The following is a 21314-nucleotide window of genomic DNA, read 5'->3' as shown; positions in this document are numbered from 1 at the left end:
CGGCAGGAAATCGGAAGGGGGGCCCATCGCGGGCCCCTTCTTCATGGCGGGACTATTTCGGCGGGCGTGCGCTGAAGATCGGGTGGACCCGTTTGCGGCCGGGCTTGTCCTCGGTCGCGGCCAGGCGCGGACGCGGCGAAGGCGGCATCGGCGGCACGTCGTCGGCCGCCGCGTCGGGGACGGGCTTCGGTGACACCACCGGGGCGGCTGGCCTTGGGTCCTGCCGGCGGCGCGTCAGGCTCAGCAACTCGCGCGTCAGGTCGGCCGTATCCAGCGCGGCGCGGGTCTGCGCGGCCATCATCACTGCGAACAGGCCGATCAGGGCGATCCCGGCCCCCAGTGCCGCGGCGGCGACGCGCGCGATCGGCCCCGCCCCCGCCGCGGGGGCGCCGGCGCCGGGTGTCGCACCGGTCAGCGCGCCGGCCAGCGCCAGCAGCAGGCCGACCGCCACGACCGCCCATCCCGCATAGGCGAGGATCGCGGCGACCGTCCGTCCGACCCTGCCCGTCTTCCTGAACTCGGCCATCACCGTTCCCGCCTTTTCCGTCCTGGCCCCACTGTCTGCACCCCCGGGCCCATCGATCTCAACGAAAAAGACCGACCCCGGAGGGTCGGTCCTGATTTCCGCCGTTCCGGCCCCGCCTCAGGCTTCGCGCCGACCCTTGACCCGCGACCAGATGCGCTTGTTGGTCAGGTAGAGCAGGACCGACAGCACGGCCAGCATGATGACCGCCGTGAGGCCCATCTGCTTGCGCGCGGCCAGCTTGGGCTCCGCCGTCCACATCAGGAAGGCGGCGACGTCCTTGGCGGCATTCTCCAGATCGGCGGGCGCGCCGTCATCGAATTCGACGTAATCGTCGCCCAGCGGCGGTGCCATGCTGATCAGGCCGCCGGGAAAGGCCGTGTTCTCATAGAGGACGGTGCCCGCCACTTCCTGGGTCTCGCCGGTATAGCCGGTCAGGAGCGAGGCGATGTATTCCGCGCCGCCCATGCCCTTGAAGATCTGGCTGATGCCGAGGTTGTAGGGCCCGTGAAACCCGGCCCGCGCCTTGGCCATCAGCGAAAGGTCGGGCGCACCGACGGAATTGACCTCCGGGAAGTTGTCCGTGACCTCGGCGGTGAAATAGTCGTACTCGCCCAGTTCCTCGTCGAACTCGTACACCTCGTAAAGCTCGGCATAGGCCTTGACCTGATCCTCGGTGAAGCCCGGGCCGCCCTCGTCCGCGAGGGTGCGGATGGGCACGAACTTGAGCCCGTGACAGGCCGAACAGACCTCGGTGAAGACCTTCAGGCCACGCTGCAGCTGGTTCTGGTCGTAGGTGCCGAACGGCCCCTCGAACGAGAAGTCGTAGTCCTCGATATGGGTATCCTCGCCTCCGGCGGCCAGCGCCGCCGAAGCCGAGATTGCGATGGCCGCGAGGGCCTTGCCGATTGTCGACAGCATCTGTCCCTCTCTCCTTATTCGGCCGGGGTGCCGGCTTTTTCGCCGGGCAGCCGCATTCCGGTGGCATCGCCGGTGTCGCCGTAATGCTCGACGAAATCCGCCTCGATTGTCGTCGGCCGCGGCAGCGGCTTCTCGATCACGCCGAGCAGCGGCAGGATCACCAGGAAATAGGCGAACCAGTAGGCCGACGCGATGAGCGAGATCGACGCCCACGGCTCCTCGGCGGGCATGGAACCCAGCCACATCAGCAGGAAGAAGTCGATCACCAGCAGCCAGAACCACCACTTGAACATCGGGCGATACCGGCCCGAACGGACCGACGACGTGTCGAGCCAGGGCGCCAGCGCCATCACGATGATCGCGCCGAACATGGCCAGCACGCCGAAGAACTTGGCGTCGATGATCCCGCCCGTCAGGAAGTCCGCGGCGATCACCACCCAGACATCCGCGGTGAAGGCCCGCAGGATCGCGTAGAACGGCAGGAAGTACCATTCCGGCACGATGTGCGCGGGCGTCGCAAGCGCGTTCGCCTCGATGTAGTTGTCCGGGTGGCCCAGGTAGTTCGGCATGAAGCCGACGATGGCGAAGAACGCCAGCAGGATCACGGCCAGCGCGAACAGGTCCTTGATGACGAAATAGGGCCAGAAGGGCAGCGTGTCGCGGGCGGCCTCCTCCTTGGAGGTGCGGCGCACCTCGACCCCGGTGGGGTTGTTGTTTCCGGTCGAGTGGAACGACCAGATATGCACCACCGTCAGGCCGAGGATCAGGAACGGCATCAGATAATGCAGCGAGAAGAAGCGGTTCAGCGTCGCGTTGTCGACGGCCGGCCCGCCGAGCAGCCAGGCCTGCAGACCCTCGCCCACGAAGGGAATGGCGCCGAACAGGCCCGTGATGACCGTGGCCCCCCAGAACGACATCTGCCCCCAGGGCAGCACGTAGCCCATGAAGGCCGTGCCCATCATCAGCAGGTAGATGACGATGCCGATGATCCAGGTAATCTCGCGTGGGGCCTTGTAGGACCCGTAATAGAGGTTGCGGAAGATGTGGGCGTAGACCGCGACGAAGAACAGCGACGCGCCGTTCTGGTGGATGTAGCGCAGGGCCCAGCCACCGTTGACGTTGCGCATGATGTGCTCGACCGAGGCGAAGGCCATGTCGACATGCGGGGTGTAGTGCATGACCAGGACGATGCCGGTCACGATCTGCAGTACCAGCGTGAAGGTCAGCACGATGCCCCAGATCCACATCCAGTTGAGGTTCTTGGGCGTGGGGATCATCAGCGTGTCGTAGAGCAGCCCGAGGATCGGGATGCGCCGGTCGATCCAGCGTTCGGCCGATGTCTTGGGTTCGTAATGGTCGTGCGGAATGCCAGCCATCTCGGTGCCTCCTCAGCCCAGCTTGATCGTTGATTCGTCGGTGAAGGCGGCGACGGGCACGGGCAGGTTGCGCGGCGCGGGCCCTTTGCGAATGCGGCCGGCGGTGTCGTAATGCGACCCGTGGCAGGGGCAGAACCAGCCGTCGAACTCGCCCGCGTCGCCCAGCGGCACGCAACCCAGATGGGTGCATACGCCGATCATCACCAGCCATTCGCCGGTGGACGCGTCCCCGTCGGCGGCACCGAAGGCCGGCAGCGCGCGGTTGTCGTCGAAGGCCGGGGCGGCGCCGTCGATATTGGCGTTGTTGGCCAGCGGGTCGGGCAGGTCCTCGATGTCGACGCCGGTGGCGGCCTCGATCTCCTCGGGGGTGCGGCGGCGGATGAAGACGGGCTTGCCCAGCCACTTGACGGTCAGCTGCGTCCCCGGCTCCACGCCCGAGACGTCGACGTCGATCGAGGCCAGCGCCTGCACGTCGGCCGACGGGTTCATCTGATTGACCAGCGGCCAGACGGCGGCCCCGGTGACCACAACGCCGGTCGCCGCCGTGGCGTAGTAGAGGAAATCGCGGCGGGTGCCCGCGTGGTCGTCTGCGTGTGACACGAAGCCATCTCCCGATCTTTGATGTCGGCCCCGGAGCGGACCGGTAGTGAAACGCCGAAGCAGGGCGAAAGTCGACCTTTCGCCCGCGTCCCGCCCCCCTTAGCGCAAGCCGGGGGCGGAGTTCCAGCGGACAAACGCGCGCAGGTGGGATTCGTTGCTTCGCGCCACGGGCGCCCCAAATACCGTCCGTCAGCCGGGCCGCGTTGCCTGCATCGACGGGCGCGCGGCGAAACCGGCCTCCCACTCGGCCAGCGTGTCGCGACCCGCGCGCCAGTCGCGGTCACCGTGGCGCAGATCCAGGTAGCCCAGCGCGCATCCCACGGCGATCTGCGCCATGTTGAGCGGCCCGCGCAGAAGCGGCATCGACCGCTCGCCCAACGCGTCCAGCGACCGTGCGATCTTGGTCCATTGCGCCTCGAACCAGTCGGGCCACCACAGATCCTCGGGGCGCAGGCGCTTCTCGTAGGTGATGGCCACCGCCGCCTCCATGATGGCGTCGGCATTGGCCTCCAGCGACAGAACCTCCCACAGCCGCGCCTCGGGATAGAGCCGCGCGCCGGCGCGCATGTCCAGGAATCGGCAGATGACCCGGCTGTCATACAGCGTCGGTCCGTCGGGACGGATCAAGGCGGGGATCTTGCCGGAAGGATTGGCCGCGTTCAGCGCCGCCTCGCCGCCCATTGGGCTGGCGCTCACGTCGCGCAGCTCGACGTCATCCTGCTCGATCTCCAGCAGGACGACGCGGCATTTGCGCGCGAAGGGCGACGCGGGGGAGGTAAGAAGCTGCATGGGATCTCCGGGATCGGGCGTGTCGGTCACGACGAGCCTAGAGGTCCGGCCCCGGAACGCAATCGCCCCCGAAACCGGGCGCATGGGCGGGTTTCCGGGAATGCGACGCCCTGCACGCTTGCAGCGGGTCCCCCGCAGGCGCAGGTTCGCCGCCATGGTCCACGCCCCCGCCCTGCCCGCCGATCGCCTGCGTTCGGCCATCGCGCTGCGTCTGTGCGGGGCGTTCTTCGCCACCAGCCTGGGCATCTGCGTCCATGGCGCGGCCGCCCATGCCTCGACCGGGCAGATCGTGCTGATGCGGGCGGGGCTCTCGCTCCCCTGGCTCATCCTCTGGGCGGCGATGACGGCGCCGGTCGCAGCCTGGCTGCCGCGGGCGCCCGCCAAGCATCTGATGCGCGGTCTCGCAGGTGGGCTGACGATGATGCTGAACTTCTATGCGTTGGGACAGCTTCCCGTGGCCCATGCGCAGACGCTCAGCTATCTCGCCCCGGTCCTCAGCGTGCCGCTCGCGGTGATCCTGCTGGGCGAGCGGCTGTCGGTGCGCGCGGTGATCTCGGTCGCCCTGGGCTTCGTCGGGATGCTGGCGATGCTCTATACCTCGATCGCGCGACCCGACTGGGGCTGGTCGGAACTGTCGGGCATGATCGCCGGGATCGCCTCGGCCGGGATCATGGCCTGGGTCCGCGTCCATATCCGCGCGATGACGGCGACCGAGACGACGATCTCCATCGCGCTGTCCTTCGCGGTGGTGGCCACGGTGATCGGTGCGCTGGCCACGCTGATGACGGGGTGGACGCCGATGACCCCCGTGCTCTGGGCCTGGCTAGGCGGGGCCGGCCTTCTGGGCGCGGCCACGCATATCACCGCGACCGAGGCGTCGGCCCGCGCGCCCGTCGGTGTGCTGGCGCCGTTCGACTATGCCGGGCTGGTGTTCGCGGTGGCGCTCGACTTCGCCCTCTTCGCGCATCTGCCGGGGCCCTGGGGGTGGCTGGGCATCCTGCTGATCGCGGCGGGCGGGCTGGCGACGATCAGGCGGCCACGGCCCGAAGGTGCGTTCCTTCGACTGAAGTGATCCGCGCCGGGACGATCGTGCCCTCGGCCTCGTCCCGATCGAGGTTAACTTCGGCGAATTGCGCCGTCCGGCCCATGCGCGGGCTTTCCATCAGGACTTCGTGGTCCTGACCCACCTGCAACGCCAGATGCCGCGCAGCGGCGGCATCGCCCGCCGCCCGCAATCGCGCGGCGCGTTCGCGGATCAACTTGCCATCGACGGCGGGCATCTTGGCAGCCGGCGTGCCTTGGCGCGCGGAATAGGGAAAGACGTGCAGCCAGGTCAGGTCGCATTCTTCCACCAGTCGCAGGGACTCGGCGAAATGCGCCTCCGTCTCGGTCGGGAAGCCGGCGATGATGTCCGCGCCGAAGGTCATGTCCGGCCGCAGGCGTCGTGCTTCCCGGCAGAAGCGGATGGCGTCGGCGCGCAGATGCCGGCGCTTCATCCGCTTCAGGATCAGGTCCGCGCCGTGCTGCAGCGACAGGTGCAGATGCGGCATCAGCCGCTCCTCCTCGGCGATGGCGCGCATCAGCGCCTCGTCCGCCTCGATCGAGTCGATGGAGGAGATGCGCAGGCGCGGCACCGTCGTCAGCTTCAGGATGCGCCGCACGAGGTCGCCCAGACGTGGCCGCCCCGGAAGGTCGGCGCCCCAAGAGGTCAGGTCCACGCCGGTCAGTACCACCTCGGCGAACCCGCGATCCACCAGCCGCGCGATCTGTTCCACCACGACGCCGGCGGGGACAGAGCGTGAATTGCCGCGCCCGTAAGGGATGATGCAGAAGGTGCAGCGGTGGTCGCAGCCGTTCTGGACCTGGACATAGGCGCGGCTGCGGGTGCCGAAGCCGTCGATCAGGTGCCCGGCGGTCTCGGTGACGGACATGATGTCGTCGACCTGCACCGGTTCGCTGTCGCCGGTGGCGAGACCGGCCCAGGTGGCGGGCCGCATCTTCTCGGCATTGCCGAGGACGGTATCGACCTCGGCCATCGCGGCGAAGGCGTCGGGATCGGTCTGCGCGGCGCAGCCGGTGACGATCAGGCGCGCCCCGGGGTTCTCGCGACGCAAGCGGCGGATGTCCTGGCGGGCCTTGCGCACGGCTTCGGCCGTCACCACGCAGGTGTTGACGATGATCGCGTCGTCGAGCCCCGCCTGTCCGGCCAGTTCGCGCATCGCCTCCGCCTCGTAGGCGTTCAGCCGGCAGCCGTGATTGGACAGGATCGGCCCCGTCAGGCGCGGCGCATTCATCGTAGCACCCCGTCGAAGACATGCGCCGTCGGACCGGCCATCCACACCCCGTCGTCACGCCAGTCGACATGCAGCGTTCCGCCGTCGAGGTCGATGCGCACCCGGCGCCCGGTGATCCCCCGCCGCGCGGCGGCCACGGCCACGGCGCAGGAGGACGTCCCGCTGGCTTGGGTGATGCCGACGCCCCGTTCCCACACCCGCATCCGCAGGTGGTCGGGCGCAACGACATGCGCGACCTGCACGTTGGTGCGTTCGGGAAACAGCGCGTAATGCTCGTGCATCGGACCGAAGCTGGGCAGGTCGACGGCCTCGGCATCGGCGACGAAAAAGCTGCAATGGGGGTTGCCCATGCCGGTCGCGACCGGATCGCCATCGATGGGCAGGTGCAGGGTGCAAACCTCGCGTGCCAGGGGGATCGCGCGCCAGTCGAGAACCGGCGGCCCCATGTTCACCGCGGTCGTCCCGTCTTCGCGCGCTTCGGCCACAAGCACCCCGCGTTCCGTGCGTAGCGTCAGGCGATCGGCGCCCAGCCGGGCCATCTCCCAGGCGGCAATGCAGCGCGTGGCGTTGCCGCAGGCATCGGAGGTGCTGCCGTCGGCGTTCCAGAAGGCAAGCGCCAGATCGGCATCGCCGGCGTCGCGGATCACGGCGAGCTGGTCGAACCCCACGCCGCGATGCCGGTCGCCCACGGCCCGCGCGAGCCCGGCGTCGACGCGCGGGCCGGTCGCCCGCTCGTCCACCACGACGAAGTCGTTGCCCAGCCCGTGCATCTTCATGAACGGCAGGCCGTCTGTGCCGAAATCGGTCATGGCGGCCAGATACGCGCGGCGGGGAACTTTTGAAAGACCCCCGGCTTGACGACGGCAGGGCGCCTCGGTAGGAGCCGCCCGGAGTGAGCCGATAGCTCAGTTGGTAGAGCAACTGACTTTTAATCAGTAGGTCCAGGGTTCGAGCCCCTGTCGGCTCACCATATCTCCGCCCAGGTCCGGATCACCGAACGTCGTCCCCCACGTTGAACGCGCGCCCGTCGCAGCCTAGCGTGGCGGGGATTTTCGCGCATGAGGGGGCGATGGATCCGCATTGCGACAGACCCGGCCTGGGGCGGCATGTCCTGGTCGATTTCCACGAGGCCGCGCATTTGTGCGATGCCGCATCCTGCGTGCCGGTGTTGCGCCGCGCGGCGGAAGCGGCGGGCGCGACCGTGCTGGATGTCGCGCTGCGCGATTTCGGCCACCGGGCGGGCTACACCGGCGTGGCGCTGCTGGCCGAATCCCACATCTCGATCCACACTTGGCCCGAGCATGGGTTGGCCGTGCTGGACATCTTCATGTGCGGCGCCTGCGACCCGATGGCGGCGCTGCCGGTGCTGCGGGCACATTTCCGCCCCGGCCGCGAGACGGTGACCTGCCTGCGCCGCGGCGCGGCCGTCTCCGCGGGCGCGGCTTAGTAATCCGACACCAGAAGATGGCGCGGTGGCTCGTCCTCCTCGACCTCGGCGAAACGGCCGATCGGTTCGGCGAAGACGTTGTCGGTGCGGTCGTCGTTGACGGTCGAGACTTCGCCGATCAGACAGTCGCCCCCTTCGGCCCAGAACGCGTGCCAGATGCCCGGCATCAGCGTGACGCTCTCGCCCGGGGCCAGGCGCAGATGCCCACCCGCCGGCAGGGTGCGGTCCAGCCCGTCGCAGGGCACGGTGACGTCCGCGCGCCGGTCGATGCCGCCATCCGCGTCCGGGGCGAACAGCTCCAGCACCAGCGTGCCGCCGCCGCGGTTGATGATGTCCTCCGCCTTCACGTTGTGGCGGTGCATGGGCGAGAGCTGCCCCTCGCGCGAGATCATGATCTTCTCGGCATAGAGCATCCCGCGCCCCGCCCCCAGATCCGCGACGCTGCCGTTGCGGGTGGTGAAAAGAAACAGCCCCATCTCCGCCCACCGGCCTTGGCCGTAGTCGGTGATGTCCCAGCCCAGGCCCCGGTCCCGCAGACCCGTCGCGTCGGGCGCGCGCATGCGGTCGGGCGTCCAATAGGCGAAAGGCGGCAGGATATGGCCATGCGCGCGGATGAAGGCGTCGGCCTCCGACAGGATACGATTGATATCGGACCGTTTCATGTCACCTCTCCCCTTTCGACCATCGGCCCCGCCATGGGCATGGAGCGACGGGCGCAGGTCAACCCGCGCCGTTCGCGTCAGGCGCAGGTCTCGGCGCCCAGAAGCCCCGCAAAGCCGCTGGCGGGCGCGCAGTCGGGCACGGGCGGCTCGGCGACCAGGCGGCCGGTATCGTCGATCGACGGCAGCGGACGCCGCCCCGCGTCGTAGTCGCGCCAGAGCGTGCCGCGCAGACCCGTCTCCTGCAGCAGGCCCCGGCGCTTGGCCTCGAAGTAGAACCCCTTGGCATACCACATCATCGCCTCGTACTCGTCGCCATCCGACACCATCCAGGCCCCGCGCAGGTAGCGGATCGAGTATTTCAGCGCCGTATCCGCATCCAACAGCTGCCGCGGTGTGCCCGCGAAGTTCATGTTCCGCGCCGTGGCCGGCAGGATCTGCATCATGCCGTAATACGGCCCGTTGCGTGCGGCGGCGCGATAGTCGCTCTCGCGCTGGATGACGCGGTGCACGAGACTGCGCGGCACGTCGTAGTGATCGGCCCACTTGTTGACCAAAGCGCGCACCGCCGGCGTCTCGCCGGGATGGAGCGGCAGGGCCTCGCGCACGGCCGGATCTGGGTCGGTGGGCGCGGGGGCACAGGCGGCAAGCGCGATCAGAAGCGGCAGGATGAAACGGAACACGGGCACGGACCTCCTCGGACTTTCCGCGCGCCATATCGGATCGGCCCGCGATGCGGGAGTCCCCCCGTGCGCGCGTTGGCGAAGCTCCGCGCTTGAAAGGTCGCGCGCCATGCGTCACCCCCTTGGGGCATGAGAGACCTGTCCTACCGTCTTCAGGCCGCCGGCCTGCGCCTGCTGCTGGCCTGCATCTCGGTGCTGCCGCTGCGGTGGCGGCGGCGGGTCATGGCATGGGTGACCGAATGGGCCGTGCGTCTGACGCCCCTGCGCCGTCGGGCACGGGCCAACCTGCGCCTGGTCTGGCCGGACATGGCCGAGGACACGCGGCGGCGCATCCTGCGCGACGCCACCCGCAACATCGGCCGCACGCTGACCGGCATCTGGTACAACGCCGATTTCGCCCGCGAGGTCGCAGACCTGCCCGCCGGGGGGCCCGGCCTCGACACGCTGCGCGCGGCGCATGCCGAGGGTCGGGGCGCGATCGTCGTCTCGGGCCATTTCGGCCAGTGGGAGGCGATCCGCCACGTCCTTCGGCGCGAGGGGATGGAGACCGGCGCGATCTATCGCCCCAACAACAACCCCTATTACGAACCCATCTTCCGCGAGGGGATCGAACAGGGCGGCCAGCCGATCATCGCCAAGGGCCGGGCCGGCAACCGCGACCTGCTGCGCCACCTGCGGGCGGGCGGGTTCGTGGCCCTGCTGCCCGACCAGTTCGTCAAGGGCGCGCCGCTGATCCCGTTCCTGGGCCATCCGGCGCGTACGTCGCTGGCCGCCGCCGAACTGGCGCTGCGCTACGACCTGCCGCTGGTGCCTGCCTTCGCGCCCGAAGTGGACGGCCGCATACGGATCGTGTTCGAGGCGGCGATCCCCCATTCCGACGCCGAGACGATGATGCGCGACTTCAACGACCGCCTGTCGTCGTGGGTGACGCGCCATCCGTCGCAATGGCACTGGCTGCACCTGCGCTGGAAGGCCAAGGGTGGGCGAAAGGCCCGTGCGCGTGCCGATCAAGGATAGGATCCGATGTTCCTGAGCATCTTCGACATCTTCAAACCGGGCATCGGGCCGTCCTCCTCACACACGATGGGGCCGATGGTGGCGGCCGAACGGTTCCTCGACGCCTTGCGCGGCGGCGCCGAGCCCGAGCCCGGATCGGGCGCCGCGGCGCATCTGACCGCCACGCTGCACGGGTCGCTGGCCTGGACGGGCAAGGGCCACGCGACCGACCGGGCAGTGATGCTGGGGCTGCTGGGCCATTCCCCCGCCCGCGTCGACATGGATCGCGCCGAGGCCGACCTGGCCCGGCTGAGCGAGACCGGGACCCTGGCCCCCGAGGGTCTGCCGGACCTGCGTTTCGACCCCGAGGCGGATCTGGCCTTCGACTGGGGCCCGCCCCTGCCCGGCCATGCCAACGGGCTGGTGCTGCGCGCCTTCGACGCGGCGGGGCACCTGCATATGCAGGAGACGTATTATTCTGTCGGCGGCGGGTTCGTCGTGACCGAACGAGAGCTTTCTGATCCGCCCGACCTGCATGCCGCCAAGGCCGAGGCGGGCTTTCCCCATCCGTTCGGATCCGCCGCCGAGATGCTGGCGATGGCGCAGGCCACGGGGCAAAGCATCGCCCGGATGAAATGGCAGAACGAGGCCGTGCTGACGCCCGAGGGCGAGCTGGGCGCCCGGATCGACGCGATCTGGCGCGCCATGGACGGTTGCATCGACCGCGGGCTGGCGCAGGACGGCATCCTGCCGGGCGGGCTGTCGGTGCGGCGCCGCGCGCGGGCCATCCACGAACAGCTGCGCGCCGAGGCGGGCCTGAACCTGGCGCAGCCGCATGTCGTGAACGACTGGCTGTCGGTCTATGCCATGGCCGTAAACGAGGAGAACGCCGCCGGCGGCGCGGTCGTCACCTCGCCCACCAACGGTGCAGCGGGCGTCGTGCCCAGCGTGATCCGTTACTACCGCGACCATTGTGTCGGCGCCTCGCCCGAGGGCATCCGGACGTTCCTGCTGACGGCGGCGGCGATCGGCGGCCTCATCAAGCACAACGCCTCGATCTCGGGGGCCGAGGTCGGTTGCCAGGGCGAGGTGGGGTCGGCCTCGGCCATGGCGGCGGCGGGGTTCTGCGCCGCACTGGGCGGCACGCCCGAACAGGTCGAGAACGCCGCCGAGATCGCCTTGGAGCATCACCTGGGCATGACCTGCGATCCGGCCGCCGGTCTGGTGCAGGTGCCGTGCATCGAGCGCAACGGCCTGGGCGCGATCAAGGCGGTGTCGGCCGCGTCGCTGTCGCTGCGCGGCGACGGGACGCATTTCATGCCGCTCGACAATTGCATCGAGGCCATGCGCCAGACCGGGCGCGACATGTCCGAGAAGTACAAGGAGACGTCGCAGGGCGGGCTGGCCGTCAACCTGCCCGAGTGCTGAGGGCGCCGGGGCCCTGCCCCGGACCCCGAGGTATTTCCCGCCAGAGGAAGCGGGAGGTCAGCCGGCCAGGCGGATGATGTATTGCTGGCCCATCGTCTCCAGAGTGGCGGCATCGCCCAGCTTTTCCATGATGCGCGCAACGGCGTCGCGGACGGGCGTGCCCTCGCCGTCGTTCCAGTGATAGTCGTCACCCGCGATGACGCCGCCCGGGCGGACCTTCTTGCAGGCCAGCGCCAGATCCATCCCCACGAAGGGTTCGTTGTGATTGCCGTCGATATAGACCCAGTCGAGGCTGTGGTCCTCCATCTCCAGCAGTGCCTCCTGCGAGGTGGCGCGGTGCAGGACGACGCGGTCGTCGCCGGCGAATTTCGCGGCGACCATCTCGTGCATCTGCGGCATCCGCTCGGCGTTCTTCTTGCGCCCGAAGCCGGTGTTGTTGAACCGGGGGTCGTATTCCCAGGGGTCGATCAGGTGCAGGCGCGCAGGCGCGCAGACCTCCAGGATGGTTTCGCTGAACCGGCCTTCCCAGACCCCGACCTCGGCGCCCACGCCGCCCCTGGGCAACGTCTCCAGCATCCGGCGTCTCGTCTCGTCGCGTTTTCCTGCCATGATCTTCCCTTCAGGCGGATTGATCCGCCGCCGTGCCCGTCTTGAGTTCGTCCCAGAGTGCGCGATAGCGCGGCTCCCGCATCAGGTCCGCGAATTGCGCCCGGTGCCAGGCGACGCCCTGCTTGTGCAGCTGCCGCGTGGCGCGGTCGGCGCGCAGTCCGGCCAGTGCGTCAGCGAAGCCCGGCGCACCCTGCACCAGCGTGGCGTCGCGGCCGCCCGACATGTTCCACTTGTCCCAGTAGTCGCGCCCCAGATCCTCGCCGACATGGTTGGCCCGCCCGCGGTTCTTCTTGAGGATATACGCCTCGAGCGAGCGCAGCGGATAGTGGTGCATGTAGGCCGCGTCCTGGCTGGCACCCCAGGGCATCATCCAGGCCTGGCCCGCGTTCATGCGCGCGCTGATGTCGTCGCCCGCAGGCGTCTTCCAGACGATCCGGTCGCGCCATTCCTCGCGGATGCGGGGGCGGTGCAGGCCGAAATGGTACATCGCCTCGGGCCGGCGGAACATCGTCTTGACGTCGCGGAACCGGCGCCCGCCCCGGCGGGGCAGCGGCTCGCAGGCGGTGAACTGGGCCGTCAGCGGCGCGTCGGCGAAGGCCTCGACGCCGCCATTGCCGAAGACCTTCCAGGGAAAGCTCACCACGTCGGTCTCGGGGCCCAGGTCGCGCATCAGGCCCGGGACGGTGCCGTCACCTGCGCGGACATTGATGAACTCGTCGACATCGGCGATCAGGATCCAGGTCGCCTTGTGGCGCAGGACATGGTCCTTGGCCCATTTCAGCGCCGACTTGTGCGGGCCACGCCGCAGGACGGTGTTGACCTGATGCGTCAGCACGCCCCGCGCCTCCAGCCGATCCAGCAATGGATCGGTCGTATCGTCGCAATCGTTGGTGAAGACGAGGAAATCGGTGAAGCCGATGGCCTGATGATGTGCGACCCATTCGAGGATGTAGGGCGCCTCGTTCTTCATGGTCGAGACGATCAGGAACCGCTCCTCGGCCGGGCGGGGCGCCAAAGTTCCGGTCCAGGGCCGAACGATGCGCCAGAACTGTCCCAGCCGTTCCACCTCGGCCCCGCCCAGCCGGGCGGCCACGTCGCCCAAGGCGGCCCGCACCGGGCGGCCCAGTTCCGCGCCCCAATGCCATCCGCAGCCGGCGATCGAGCCGCCGGGGCGGACGATGCGGGCGGCCTGTTCCAGGTCGGCCAGGACGAAGTCGTACTGCTTGTTGCCGTCGAGGAAGATCCAGTCCAGCGATGCGTCCGGCATCACGGTCAGCGCCTCCGTCGAAGGGGCCCGCAGGACCATGGCCTGGGGAAAGGCCGCCCGGACCGCGTCGTGCTGCGCGTCGCGTTCCACCTGGGGGGCGACATAGGCATGGGGCCGCGCGTCCTGCTCGGGATCCTCGGCCCAGGGATCGATCAGCGTCAGGGCGGCAGGCTGCGCGATGTCGACCAGCGCGCGGGTCCAACGGCCCTCGTGGGTGCCGATCTCGGCGCCCCGCCCGCCCTTGGGCAGGCGCGCGACCATGGCGGTGGCGTTCTCGCGCACGGGTTTCACGCCTTCAGCATTCCTTCGAGGCGTTCCAGCTGCGCGCGGATCGCCGCCTCCGCCTCCGGGTGGCGGGCGAGTTTGCGCTTGGCCATGATCCGGCGCAGCGCGGTCAGGCTGTCCTCCTTGATCGCGCCCTCCAACCGGTCCGAGACGAGGCCCGACGCCGACAGCGCGGCGATCCAGTGGCGCAGCATCTCGGCGTCGGTGGGCTGCCGTTCGCACCAGACCTGTTCGAACAGCATCATGATGAAGTCGAGCACCGCGCGCGGCAGGTGGCGGCGATCCTGCTTGAAGGGCGAATGGAAGACATCCGTCACGATCTCGTAGCTGGGCCAGTAGTGCAGATGGCCCTCATCGCCCAGCTCGCGCATCAGCTCGTCCAGGGCGACGCGCAGCACGGCCTTCGATACCGAGTTCGCGCTGATGCAGCTGACCGGCCGAAACGTCGCGATCAGGGGCACGGGCGACAGCGTGCAGATGATCTTGGCGTCGGGCCGGTGCTTGCGGATCAGGTCGTGGATCGCGCGGATGTTGTCCTTGTTCTCCTCGACGGTCGTGACGCGGAACTTGTGGCGCGACGGGTCGTAGGCCTCCTGCGGGATGGACCGCCAGAAGACGCCGCCCGTCACCTTGTCGTACCAGACCTCGCTAAGGCCGAAGGTCAGGATAAACAGGTCCGTCTTCGAGAAGATCTCCAGCGTCTGCCGGCGGACCTCCTCGTCATAGCCATAGCTCTCGGCGTCGTAGCCATGCCAGAGCGCCTCCTCGAAGCGGCGCCCCTCGAAGGCCCATTCGAACTGCTGGCGGATGACGAAGCTGTTCACCATCCCCTCGCCGCATTTCACGACATAGGCGTTCGACCCCTCGTCGCGGGTCAGGATGTTGTAGTTCCGCCTCGCCAGCCAGTTGGAGATATTGGCCGCGAAACAGGACCCGAAGGCCGTGATCCGGGTCTCGGGCGTGACCGTGCGGGCCGACGGTTCCCATCCCTGCGTGACCCATTTCAGCGCCGCATCCGCCTCGGCCATGCGGGCGAAATCGGGGTTGAAGTTGGTGTGCTCGCCCCGGAACCAGGTGCGGAACACGCTTTCCTGCCGGGTGTGCTGAAAGTTGAAGGTGGTGGCCGACGGCTTGTTCATCTCTCAGACCTCCTTCGGGGCCATGTCGAAACGCGGGCTGTCGGCCGGAACGAACAGCACGTCCGACATGCGCGGCGCACGGGTCAGCCCGCTCAGGAAGCTGTGCACCTCGAAGCCCTGCGCCGCCATGAAGGCGATCATCTCCGAGAAGCGATAGCCGCCGTCGAAACGCTTCTTGATCGAGGTCTCGGCGATCACGAACTCGCATCGCTTCAACGTGCGCGTGGCACCGGCCAGCACGGCCAGCTCCTGCCCCTCGGTGTCGATCTTCAGGCCGAACGGCCCGGGCAGACCCTCGGTCAGGCTGTCCAGGCGAACGACGTCGACCTCGCGCCGGGTCAGCACCGCGTCCCCATCCAGCCGCCGGCTGCCCGACGTTCGGGCCAGGCGGCGGGGGTCGATCTCCATCTCGATCCGGCCCTTGCGCGCACCCAGCGCCACGACGTGGAAGCTGTAGTTCAGCCCGCCCCAGAGATCGGCCACCGCCGCGCGGCTCTCCTCCAGCGGGTCGACCAGGATGAATTCGCGATCGGGGAACGCGTCGTAGAGGAACGGTGTGCCGTTCAGCACACCGACATCGATGATCGTCGGCGCCTCGAACCCGTAGCCACGGAAGTAGCGGGCCTGCATCTTGTCGGGTATCGCCATCACCGTCTCCTCGTGGTCCGCGATCCGCGTCCCGGCGCGGTCCGCCCCTTTTTGCCGCGGGGGTAAAGCGGGTTTGCGTTCATATTATGGCTTGGGTCGCATGGTTTCGCCCGGCAGGAATGTGGGTGCCAGCTCGACGCGCCGGTCCTCGCCATCGAAGACATGGGTGCCGGTGATGATCCGCGCGGCGACCTGCCCGGCCTCGCGCCTGCGGCTGTCGACCGTGGCCAGCTTGCGCGGCAGCCCGTCGAGCAGGGTGAACGCGTTGAACCCCGCCAATCCCAGCGCGCCGCCCACGTCCAACCCCTTCTCCAACACATAGAGCAGCCCGCCCGCCCCGGTCAGGTCGTTGGTGTAGAACAGGAAATCCAGGTCCGGCGTGCGCGACAGCATGTCGGCCGTCATCTCGCGGCCCTTGGCGAAGCCGGACCAGCCGGAATAGGCCATCTGGTCGGCCACCGCGATCCCGGCCTCGTGCAACGCGCGCTCCAACCCCTCGATCCGCTTGCGGGCGCGGTGGTCGCCATCCATCTTGGTGCCCAGCAGGCCGACCCGCCGATATCCCCGCGCCGCGATCTCGGTCCCGACCTGATAGCCCGCGCGCCAGTGGCTGATGCCCACGGCGGCGTCGACCGGGTCGCCGTCAACATCCATCACCTCGACCACGGGCACGCCGGAATTGGCCAGCATCGCCCGGCTGGCGTCGGTATGTTCCAGCCCCGCGATGACCACACCGGACGGACGCCAGGACAGCATCTCGAAAAGCACCCGCTCCTCCTTGTCGGGGTCGTAGCTGGTGGTGCCGACGACGGGCTGCAACGCGGTATCTGCCAACACCTCGTCGACGCCAGCCAGCATCTCGGGAAAGACCAGGTTCGACAGGCTGGGCACGATCACCGCGACCAGGTTGACCCGGTTCGACGCCAGCGCCCCGGCGATCTTGTTGGGCACGTAGCCAAGCCGCCGCGCCGCCTCCAGGACGCGGGCGCGGGTCTTGTCGCTGACATCGCCGCGATTGCGCAGCACCCGGCTCACGGTCATCTCGCTGACGCCCGACGCCTCCGAGACGTCGCGCAGGGTCAGGTGCTGATGGCGGGTGTTGCGACGCGTCAAGTCGACCTCCGGCGGACAGTTCGCCCGCTGATACCGTGCCTTGCGCCCGGTGGACAAGCGGCGGCGGCCGGGTCTATCTGACGACAGCGGTCCCGTGGCTCAACTGGATAGAGCAATCCCCTCCTAAGGGATAGGTTGCAGGTTCGAGTCCTGCCGGGATCGCCACGGGTGCCGATGCCAGAAAAACCGGAAGCGCGCGCAAAAGAAACAATAAGTGCGCGCAAATCGATTTGGTAGCGGTTTGGCAGCTGTGTCAATCTCAGGGTAAACTATTGATTTATAGAGATTACGCCGGGAACGTCGCGATGCTGCTGAGGGTCTCCCAAAGTCCTCAGCCGCCTCTGATTTGACAGTTCGCGCTTTGTTCGATCTTGGTACGGCATAGGTTCCGGAACCTTTCATATCAGTCAGCCCGCCGACTTTTGGCCGGGCGAAGCGCGCAGAAGCACGGCTGCGCCATGAAAGGATTCCGCCATGTCTCGTTCGTACTCCACGATCCCATTCCACGATCTCAAATTCCTCGATGATGTCCCCTCGCTCCGAAGCGTCAAAGAGCGGTTTCGGAAGTTCCTGGAGAGGACCCGCAAGGCCGCCCAGGAGCGGGCCGTCGCCGAGGGGCGGATGACCGAGGACGATTGCCTCTACGACTACGAACTGGTCGCGGACGCGGACATGCGTCGGATCAAGCGGCGCGCGATGCGGGTACTGGAACGGGTTCATTCCTCGACCGGCATGTACCATCTGACAGAAGAGAACCGCGCGCGGCTGACGCCGCTGCGGGATGGTCTTCCCGTTTCCCAGGTCGCCACCGAGCATGAGGCAGACGAGATTGCCGCCGCGCTTCATGAAGAGATGCCGTGGATGGGGCCCGCCACAGAAGTGGTCTAGCATGGCCTACGAGCCTCCGCCAGAGATGGGCTGCCGGGCGCACGGTTCGCTCCGCTGATCCTGGTTGGCTCGCCGGGCATCGGGAAGAGTTACTGGGCAAGACGGCTCGCCCATCACCTGTCCGTCCCTACGACCAAGATCGACGCGACTGGTGAGCCCGCAACCTTTGCGCTTGTCGGCTCCCAACGCGGCTGGAGCAGCGCGCATCCCGGCAAAGTAATGAAGACGATTCTCCAAGAACGACACGGCGGACCGCTCGTCATTCTGGATGAGGTCGAGAAGGCGAGAGAAACATATTCCACGCGGGGTAGCCGGCATACCTTGACCGACGCACTCCTTCCGCTGCTGGAGCGGATGACGGCGGCGAGCTGGGAGTGCCCGTTCTTCCAAATCAAGTTCGACATGTCCTGGATCAACTGGGTCATGACCGCAAACAGCAGGCAAGGATTGCCGGAGCCACTTCAGAGCCGGTGCATAGTGCTGGATCTGCCCGATCTGACCTTAGAGCAGTTACGCGGCTTTGCCTGCAGCGAAGGCAGGCGACGTGGCTTGCCGGAACCGGCATTGGCGGCTGTGCTCGACATCTTCGAGGGCGATGCGGTCGCCAACGCCCGCCTCAGCCTGCGGATGGTCAGCCGGATGCTGGACCGGGCCGAGATGCTTGCCCAACTACCGATGTTAAATTGAGGAAATGACGATGGACACGCTTACCATCCCCTTCGACACCGGTCGCGTCGTGATCCTCGGAGACCTTCATCTGGACAGCTACGAACGGCTGGCCGTCGACCCGATCGCACTTCTGAGCCTTGAATACGCGCTGCAAACAGCAGACGCGCTCATCCTCGCGGGCGACCTGATCAACGGGCCTGCAAGGAACTGGGCGCGGGTCTTCGACTATCTGTCGCAGCATGTCCTGCCGGAGAAGGTCTGCGCGTTCCCGGGCAATCACGATTATTACACTGGCAGCCTTGGCGATGACCCCCTGCTGGAACGCGCGGCGGCGAAAGCCGGCGCGCAGTTCGTGCAGAAGCGGGTTCTGCAATACGGAACGACCCCCTTTCTGTGCTGCACGCTCTGGACCGACTTCGATCTGCTGGAGGATCAGCCGAGGGCGATGAGCGTCGCTCAGCAATTGATGCGAGACTATTCCAGGATTGCGAGACCTGCGCCGAGCAGTCTGGCACTGGATGACAACCACGGCGGATGGATTCCGCAGCCCTGGATCAAGGCGGAAGATGTCCTGCGTGTTCACCGGGATCATCGTGATTGGATCGTCAAGGCACTATCGGTGCCGCACGATGCGGGTAGCGCGGGGCAGACCGTCGTCGTGACGCATCACGGGCCGCACCCCGATGTCGCTGGCGCTATCGATGCTCTCACAGCGTCGTTTCATTCAGACCTGAGCAATCTGATCGCAGGCTATCAGCCGGACGCCTGGTTCTTCGGGCATTCCCACAGACGGCTCCGCGCCAAGGTCAGTCAAACGGACATCCGCAACGTCTCGATCGGCTACGCCGAGGAATTGGCGCGCGCGTCCACATCCTATCTGCGCGAGGCCTGCATCTGGGAGAGCCGTCATGGATCCGAATGATGCGGACCACGCGCTGCTCGACAAACTGAAGTCGGTCGGGCCTGTGTGGGTCGATGGTTTTGACGACGGAACGCTTGTCCGATGGGACGACATCGCCCCCGATCTGATGACGCTGATCCTGGAGGTGGCCCCAAAGATCGAACCGTTCCGGATCGGGAGCGCGGGATACGTCCTGCCGCTCGAATGGGTGCTTGCGGCAGAGGATGCATGGCGCCTCGTCAACACCCGGATGCGCCTGCAGTCGCTCGAATTGGCCGTCGTCGGGCCCAGCAAGTTTGACCTTAATGACCTGCTCCCCGAGGAGTCCGCGTTTATATGTTAGCTCTGTTCAGGGTTTGGTCCTCTCTTGACCGTTGGTGATACTCCCGCGGGGTGAGCCCGTCGAGGCTCGAGTGCGGGCGGTGATGGTTGTAGTCATCGCGCCATGCCGCAATTAATTGGCGGGCATGGTGCAGAGTTGGGAACAGGTGCTCGTTGAGACATTCGTCCCGCAGGCGGCCATTGAAGCTCTCGACCAGGCCGTTCTGCATCGGCTTGCCCGGCGCGATGTAGTGCCATTCGACCTGGCGTTCCTCCTGCCATTTGAGCATGGCGTTCGATGTCAGCTCGCTGCCATTGTCGCTGACCACCATGCAGGGGAAGCCGCGCATCTCGGCGATCCGGTCCAGTTCGCGGGCGACGCGGGTTCCCAATATCGACGTGTCCACGACCGTCGCCAGGCATTCCCAGTTGAAGTCATCGATCACGCAAAGAATGCGGAACCTGCGGCCGTCCGCCAGCGCGTCCGACACGAAGTCCAGCGACCAGCGCTGGTTCGGGCCCTGCGGGATCGCCATTGGGGGCTCTCGTGCCGATGGCGCGCCTGCGTCCGCCCCGTTTACGGACCGTCAACCCTTCCTCCCTGTAGAGCCGGTAGAGCTTCTTCCAGTTCACTTCCCAGCCCTCGCGCTTCAGCAGGATGTGCAGCCGCCGATAGCCGAAGCGGCGCCGCTCCGATGCCAGTTCCTTCATCCGGGCGCGTAGATCGTTGTCTTTCGGGCGCTTCGATCTGCGCCGAAAGACACGCGGGTCGATCCCAGCGAGCCTGCAGGCCCGCCGCTGCGAGTAGCTCTTCTCTGTCATGGCCCAGTCCACGGCCTTCCTCCTCGAACATTCGCCATTGTCGCTCGGACCAATGGCGCGACATGGCTCATCCTCAGAAGTTTTTTCCGAGCATCTCTTTCAGCGTCGCCACATCCATCATCTGCTCGGCCAGCATCTTCTTCAGCTTCGCGTTCTCGGCCTCCAGCGCCTTCAGCCGCTTCGCATCGGCGACTTCCATGCCACCATACTTACGGCGCCAGTTGTAGAAGGTCGCATCGCTGATCCCGTGCTTGCGGCACAAATCTGGCGCGCTCATGCCCGCCTGGTGCTCCTTCAGGATGCCAATGATCTGCGCTTCGCTAAACCGTGATCTCTTCATCGTCTGTCTCCTCGTTCGGAGAACAGGCTAACCTCAAAGCGGGGACATTTTAGGGGAGCAGGTCACAAGGGACTAAAAAAGATTTGAATCACTTGTCGGAAGTGCGATCTCGGCCCAGCGGTCAGCCATAAAAGGCAACCATGGAATAAAACCGAAAAATTTATCCGGGTTGTATCTTCCGATCGGTATGCCACCCGATCATTTCGATGAGGCACTTTTGATCCAGCTCAAGAATCTTGGAGAAAGACGTGGCGACCATGTCCACCAGAACTCCCAAGTATCTCTGCCAAAGGTTCGTGATCCATTTGATGATGAACTGCAAGACATAGAGTTCCTTGTCGATGAAATTGAAGCATTCGATACCGTTGCCGCGAGGCTCAAATAACATTTGTGTATTGGTTCGCTATGATTGGCAGCGAGGTCGGCGATCCGTAAAATCGAGCCTTACTGGATTTCGCGCACACAGCTAATGTCGGGAAAGCAAGCTGCGATTGCAGCACCTTGAACGTAACGCGAAGGTCGGCCCAGGGCCGTGAAAAAACTCGTGTAGAATGGTTAAAACAGCAACAGCCACTTGAGATAGGAAAACGACTACG

General features: G+C 66.9%; 22 protein-coding genes, 2 tRNA genes and 1 pseudogene. 10 read left to right on the top strand and 15 right to left on the bottom strand.

The window, feature by feature from the left end; all coding sequences use genetic code 11:
- Positions 1–52 precede the first annotated feature (52 nt).
- From MWU52_RS13785 to MWU52_RS13765, 5 genes are all read right to left on the bottom strand, one after another.
- Positions 53–526: a hypothetical protein gene (locus MWU52_RS13785; RefSeq protein ID WP_246953199.1), complete on the bottom strand. Its 474-nt coding sequence runs from the start codon at positions 524–526 to the stop codon at positions 53–55.
- 117 nt (positions 527–643) lie between these two features.
- Positions 644–1444: a cytochrome c1 gene (locus tag MWU52_RS13780; protein ID WP_246953197.1), complete on the bottom strand. Its 801-nt coding sequence runs from the start codon at positions 1442–1444 to the stop codon at positions 644–646.
- A 14-nt stretch (positions 1445–1458) separates the two neighbouring features.
- Positions 1459–2820, bottom strand: a complete 1362-nt coding sequence (locus tag MWU52_RS13775) for a cytochrome b N-terminal domain-containing protein (protein WP_246953195.1) — start codon at positions 2818–2820, stop codon at positions 1459–1461.
- 12 nt (positions 2821–2832) lie between these two features.
- The gene (gene petA, locus MWU52_RS13770) at positions 2833–3420 is read right to left on the bottom strand and encodes a ubiquinol-cytochrome c reductase iron-sulfur subunit (RefSeq protein WP_246953193.1); all 588 of its coding nucleotides are present in this window, start codon (positions 3418–3420) and stop codon (positions 2833–2835) included.
- A 189-nt stretch (positions 3421–3609) separates the two neighbouring features.
- On the bottom strand, positions 3610–4209 hold the full coding sequence (locus MWU52_RS13765; RefSeq protein WP_246953191.1) for a glutathione S-transferase: 600 nt from the start codon (positions 4207–4209) through the stop codon (positions 3610–3612).
- Positions 4210–4363: 154 nt separating this feature from the next.
- On the opposite strand from MWU52_RS13765, the gene MWU52_RS13760 reads away from it, so the two are divergent.
- On the top strand, positions 4364–5281 hold the full coding sequence (locus tag MWU52_RS13760; RefSeq protein ID WP_246953189.1) for a DMT family transporter: 918 nt from the start codon (positions 4364–4366) through the stop codon (positions 5279–5281).
- Here MWU52_RS13760 and mtaB read toward each other — a convergent pair.
- Positions 5238–6503, bottom strand: a complete 1266-nt coding sequence (mtaB, locus tag MWU52_RS13755; RefSeq protein WP_246953187.1) for a tRNA (N(6)-L-threonylcarbamoyladenosine(37)-C(2))-methylthiotransferase MtaB — start codon at positions 6501–6503, stop codon at positions 5238–5240. The genes MWU52_RS13760 and mtaB overlap by 44 nt on opposite strands.
- The gene (dapF, locus tag MWU52_RS13750; protein ID WP_246953185.1) at positions 6500–7312 is read right to left on the bottom strand and encodes a diaminopimelate epimerase; all 813 of its coding nucleotides are present in this window, start codon (positions 7310–7312) and stop codon (positions 6500–6502) included. Before dapF ends, mtaB begins: the two co-directional genes overlap by 4 nt.
- A gap of 85 nt (positions 7313–7397) precedes the next feature.
- On the opposite strand from dapF, the gene MWU52_RS13745 reads away from it, so the two are divergent.
- Together MWU52_RS13745 and speD are read left to right on the top strand one after the other, a co-directional pair.
- A tRNA-Lys gene (locus MWU52_RS13745) sits at positions 7398–7473 on the top strand.
- Between the two features lie 69 nt (positions 7474–7542).
- Positions 7543–7950 (top strand): adenosylmethionine decarboxylase, encoded by a 408-nt coding sequence (speD, locus tag MWU52_RS13740; RefSeq protein WP_246953183.1) that lies wholly within the window; start codon positions 7543–7545, stop codon positions 7948–7950.
- Here the strand turns inward: speD and MWU52_RS13735 are convergent.
- Both MWU52_RS13735 and MWU52_RS13730 read right to left on the bottom strand, forming a co-directional pair.
- Positions 7947–8612, bottom strand: coding sequence for a D-lyxose/D-mannose family sugar isomerase (locus MWU52_RS13735; RefSeq protein ID WP_246953181.1), 666 nt, complete (start codon positions 8610–8612; stop codon positions 7947–7949). The genes speD and MWU52_RS13735 overlap by 4 nt on opposite strands.
- 77 nt (positions 8613–8689) lie before the next feature.
- Positions 8690–9292: a lytic transglycosylase domain-containing protein gene (locus MWU52_RS13730; protein ID WP_348645522.1), complete on the bottom strand. Its 603-nt coding sequence runs from the start codon at positions 9290–9292 to the stop codon at positions 8690–8692.
- Positions 9293–9421: 129 nt separating this feature from the next.
- Here MWU52_RS13730 and MWU52_RS13725 point away from each other — a divergent pair, with 129 nt between their 5' ends.
- Together MWU52_RS13725 and MWU52_RS13720 are read left to right on the top strand one after the other, a co-directional pair.
- Positions 9422–10309, top strand: coding sequence for a lysophospholipid acyltransferase family protein (locus MWU52_RS13725; RefSeq protein WP_246953180.1), 888 nt, complete (start codon positions 9422–9424; stop codon positions 10307–10309).
- Positions 10310–10315: 6 nt separating this feature from the next.
- Complete coding sequence (locus MWU52_RS13720) at positions 10316–11716, top strand: L-serine ammonia-lyase (RefSeq protein WP_246953178.1); 1401 nt, start codon at positions 10316–10318, stop codon at positions 11714–11716.
- Positions 11717–11773: 57 nt separating this feature from the next.
- On the opposite strand, the gene MWU52_RS13715 is transcribed toward MWU52_RS13720, so the two are convergent.
- The 5 genes from MWU52_RS13715 to MWU52_RS13695 all read right to left on the bottom strand — a co-directional run bounded on the left by MWU52_RS13715 (position 11774) and on the right by MWU52_RS13695 (position 16777).
- Positions 11774–12325 (bottom strand): class I SAM-dependent methyltransferase, encoded by a 552-nt coding sequence (locus tag MWU52_RS13715; RefSeq protein ID WP_246953176.1) that lies wholly within the window; start codon positions 12323–12325, stop codon positions 11774–11776.
- A gap of 10 nt (positions 12326–12335) precedes the next feature.
- A complete protein-coding gene (locus MWU52_RS13710) occupies positions 12336–13883 on the bottom strand; it encodes a glycosyltransferase family 2 protein (RefSeq protein ID WP_246953174.1) in 1548 nt (515 codons plus the stop codon).
- On the bottom strand, positions 13880–15016 hold the full coding sequence (locus tag MWU52_RS13705) for a GSCFA domain-containing protein (RefSeq protein ID WP_246953172.1): 1137 nt from the start codon (positions 15014–15016) through the stop codon (positions 13880–13882). Before MWU52_RS13705 ends, MWU52_RS13710 begins: the two co-directional genes overlap by 4 nt.
- A 3-nt stretch (positions 15017–15019) precedes the next feature.
- On the bottom strand, positions 15020–15664 hold the full coding sequence (locus MWU52_RS13700; RefSeq protein WP_246953170.1) for an FkbM family methyltransferase: 645 nt from the start codon (positions 15662–15664) through the stop codon (positions 15020–15022).
- Between the two features lie 84 nt (positions 15665–15748).
- Positions 15749–16777 carry a LacI family DNA-binding transcriptional regulator gene (locus tag MWU52_RS13695; RefSeq protein WP_246953168.1) on the bottom strand — a complete coding sequence of 343 codons (1029 nt, stop codon included), beginning with the start codon at positions 16775–16777 and terminating at the stop codon, positions 15749–15751.
- 88 nt (positions 16778–16865) lie between these two features.
- Here MWU52_RS13695 and MWU52_RS13690 point away from each other — a divergent pair.
- The 5 genes from MWU52_RS13690 (at position 16866) to MWU52_RS13670 (ending at position 19578) form a co-directional block, all read left to right on the top strand.
- Positions 16866–16942 (top strand) — tRNA-Arg (locus MWU52_RS13690).
- A 456-nt stretch (positions 16943–17398) separates the two neighbouring features.
- On the top strand, positions 17399–17665 hold the full coding sequence (locus MWU52_RS13685; RefSeq protein ID WP_246953166.1) for a hypothetical protein: 267 nt from the start codon (positions 17399–17401) through the stop codon (positions 17663–17665).
- A gap of 30 nt (positions 17666–17695) precedes the next feature.
- On the top strand, positions 17696–18352 hold the full coding sequence (locus MWU52_RS13680; protein WP_348645531.1) for an AAA family ATPase: 657 nt from the start codon (positions 17696–17698) through the stop codon (positions 18350–18352).
- Between the two features lie 10 nt (positions 18353–18362).
- Positions 18363–19256: a metallophosphoesterase gene (locus tag MWU52_RS13675; protein WP_246953164.1), complete on the top strand. Its 894-nt coding sequence runs from the start codon at positions 18363–18365 to the stop codon at positions 19254–19256.
- Positions 19243–19578 (top strand): hypothetical protein, encoded by a 336-nt coding sequence (locus MWU52_RS13670; protein ID WP_246953162.1) that lies wholly within the window; start codon positions 19243–19245, stop codon positions 19576–19578. The genes MWU52_RS13675 and MWU52_RS13670 overlap by 14 nt, the downstream gene beginning before the upstream one ends.
- On the opposite strand, the pseudogene MWU52_RS13665 reads toward MWU52_RS13670, so the two are convergent.
- Positions 19568–20718 (bottom strand): annotated as a pseudogene (locus tag MWU52_RS13665) (IS3 family transposase). The gene MWU52_RS13670 and the pseudogene MWU52_RS13665 overlap by 11 nt on opposite strands.
- Positions 20719–21314 lie beyond the last annotated feature (596 nt).

This window comes from Jannaschia sp. S6380 (genome assembly GCF_023015695.1).
GTDB lineage: Bacteria > Pseudomonadota > Alphaproteobacteria > Rhodobacterales > Rhodobacteraceae > Jannaschia.
This window is presented reverse-complemented; position numbering and strand designations above follow the sequence as displayed.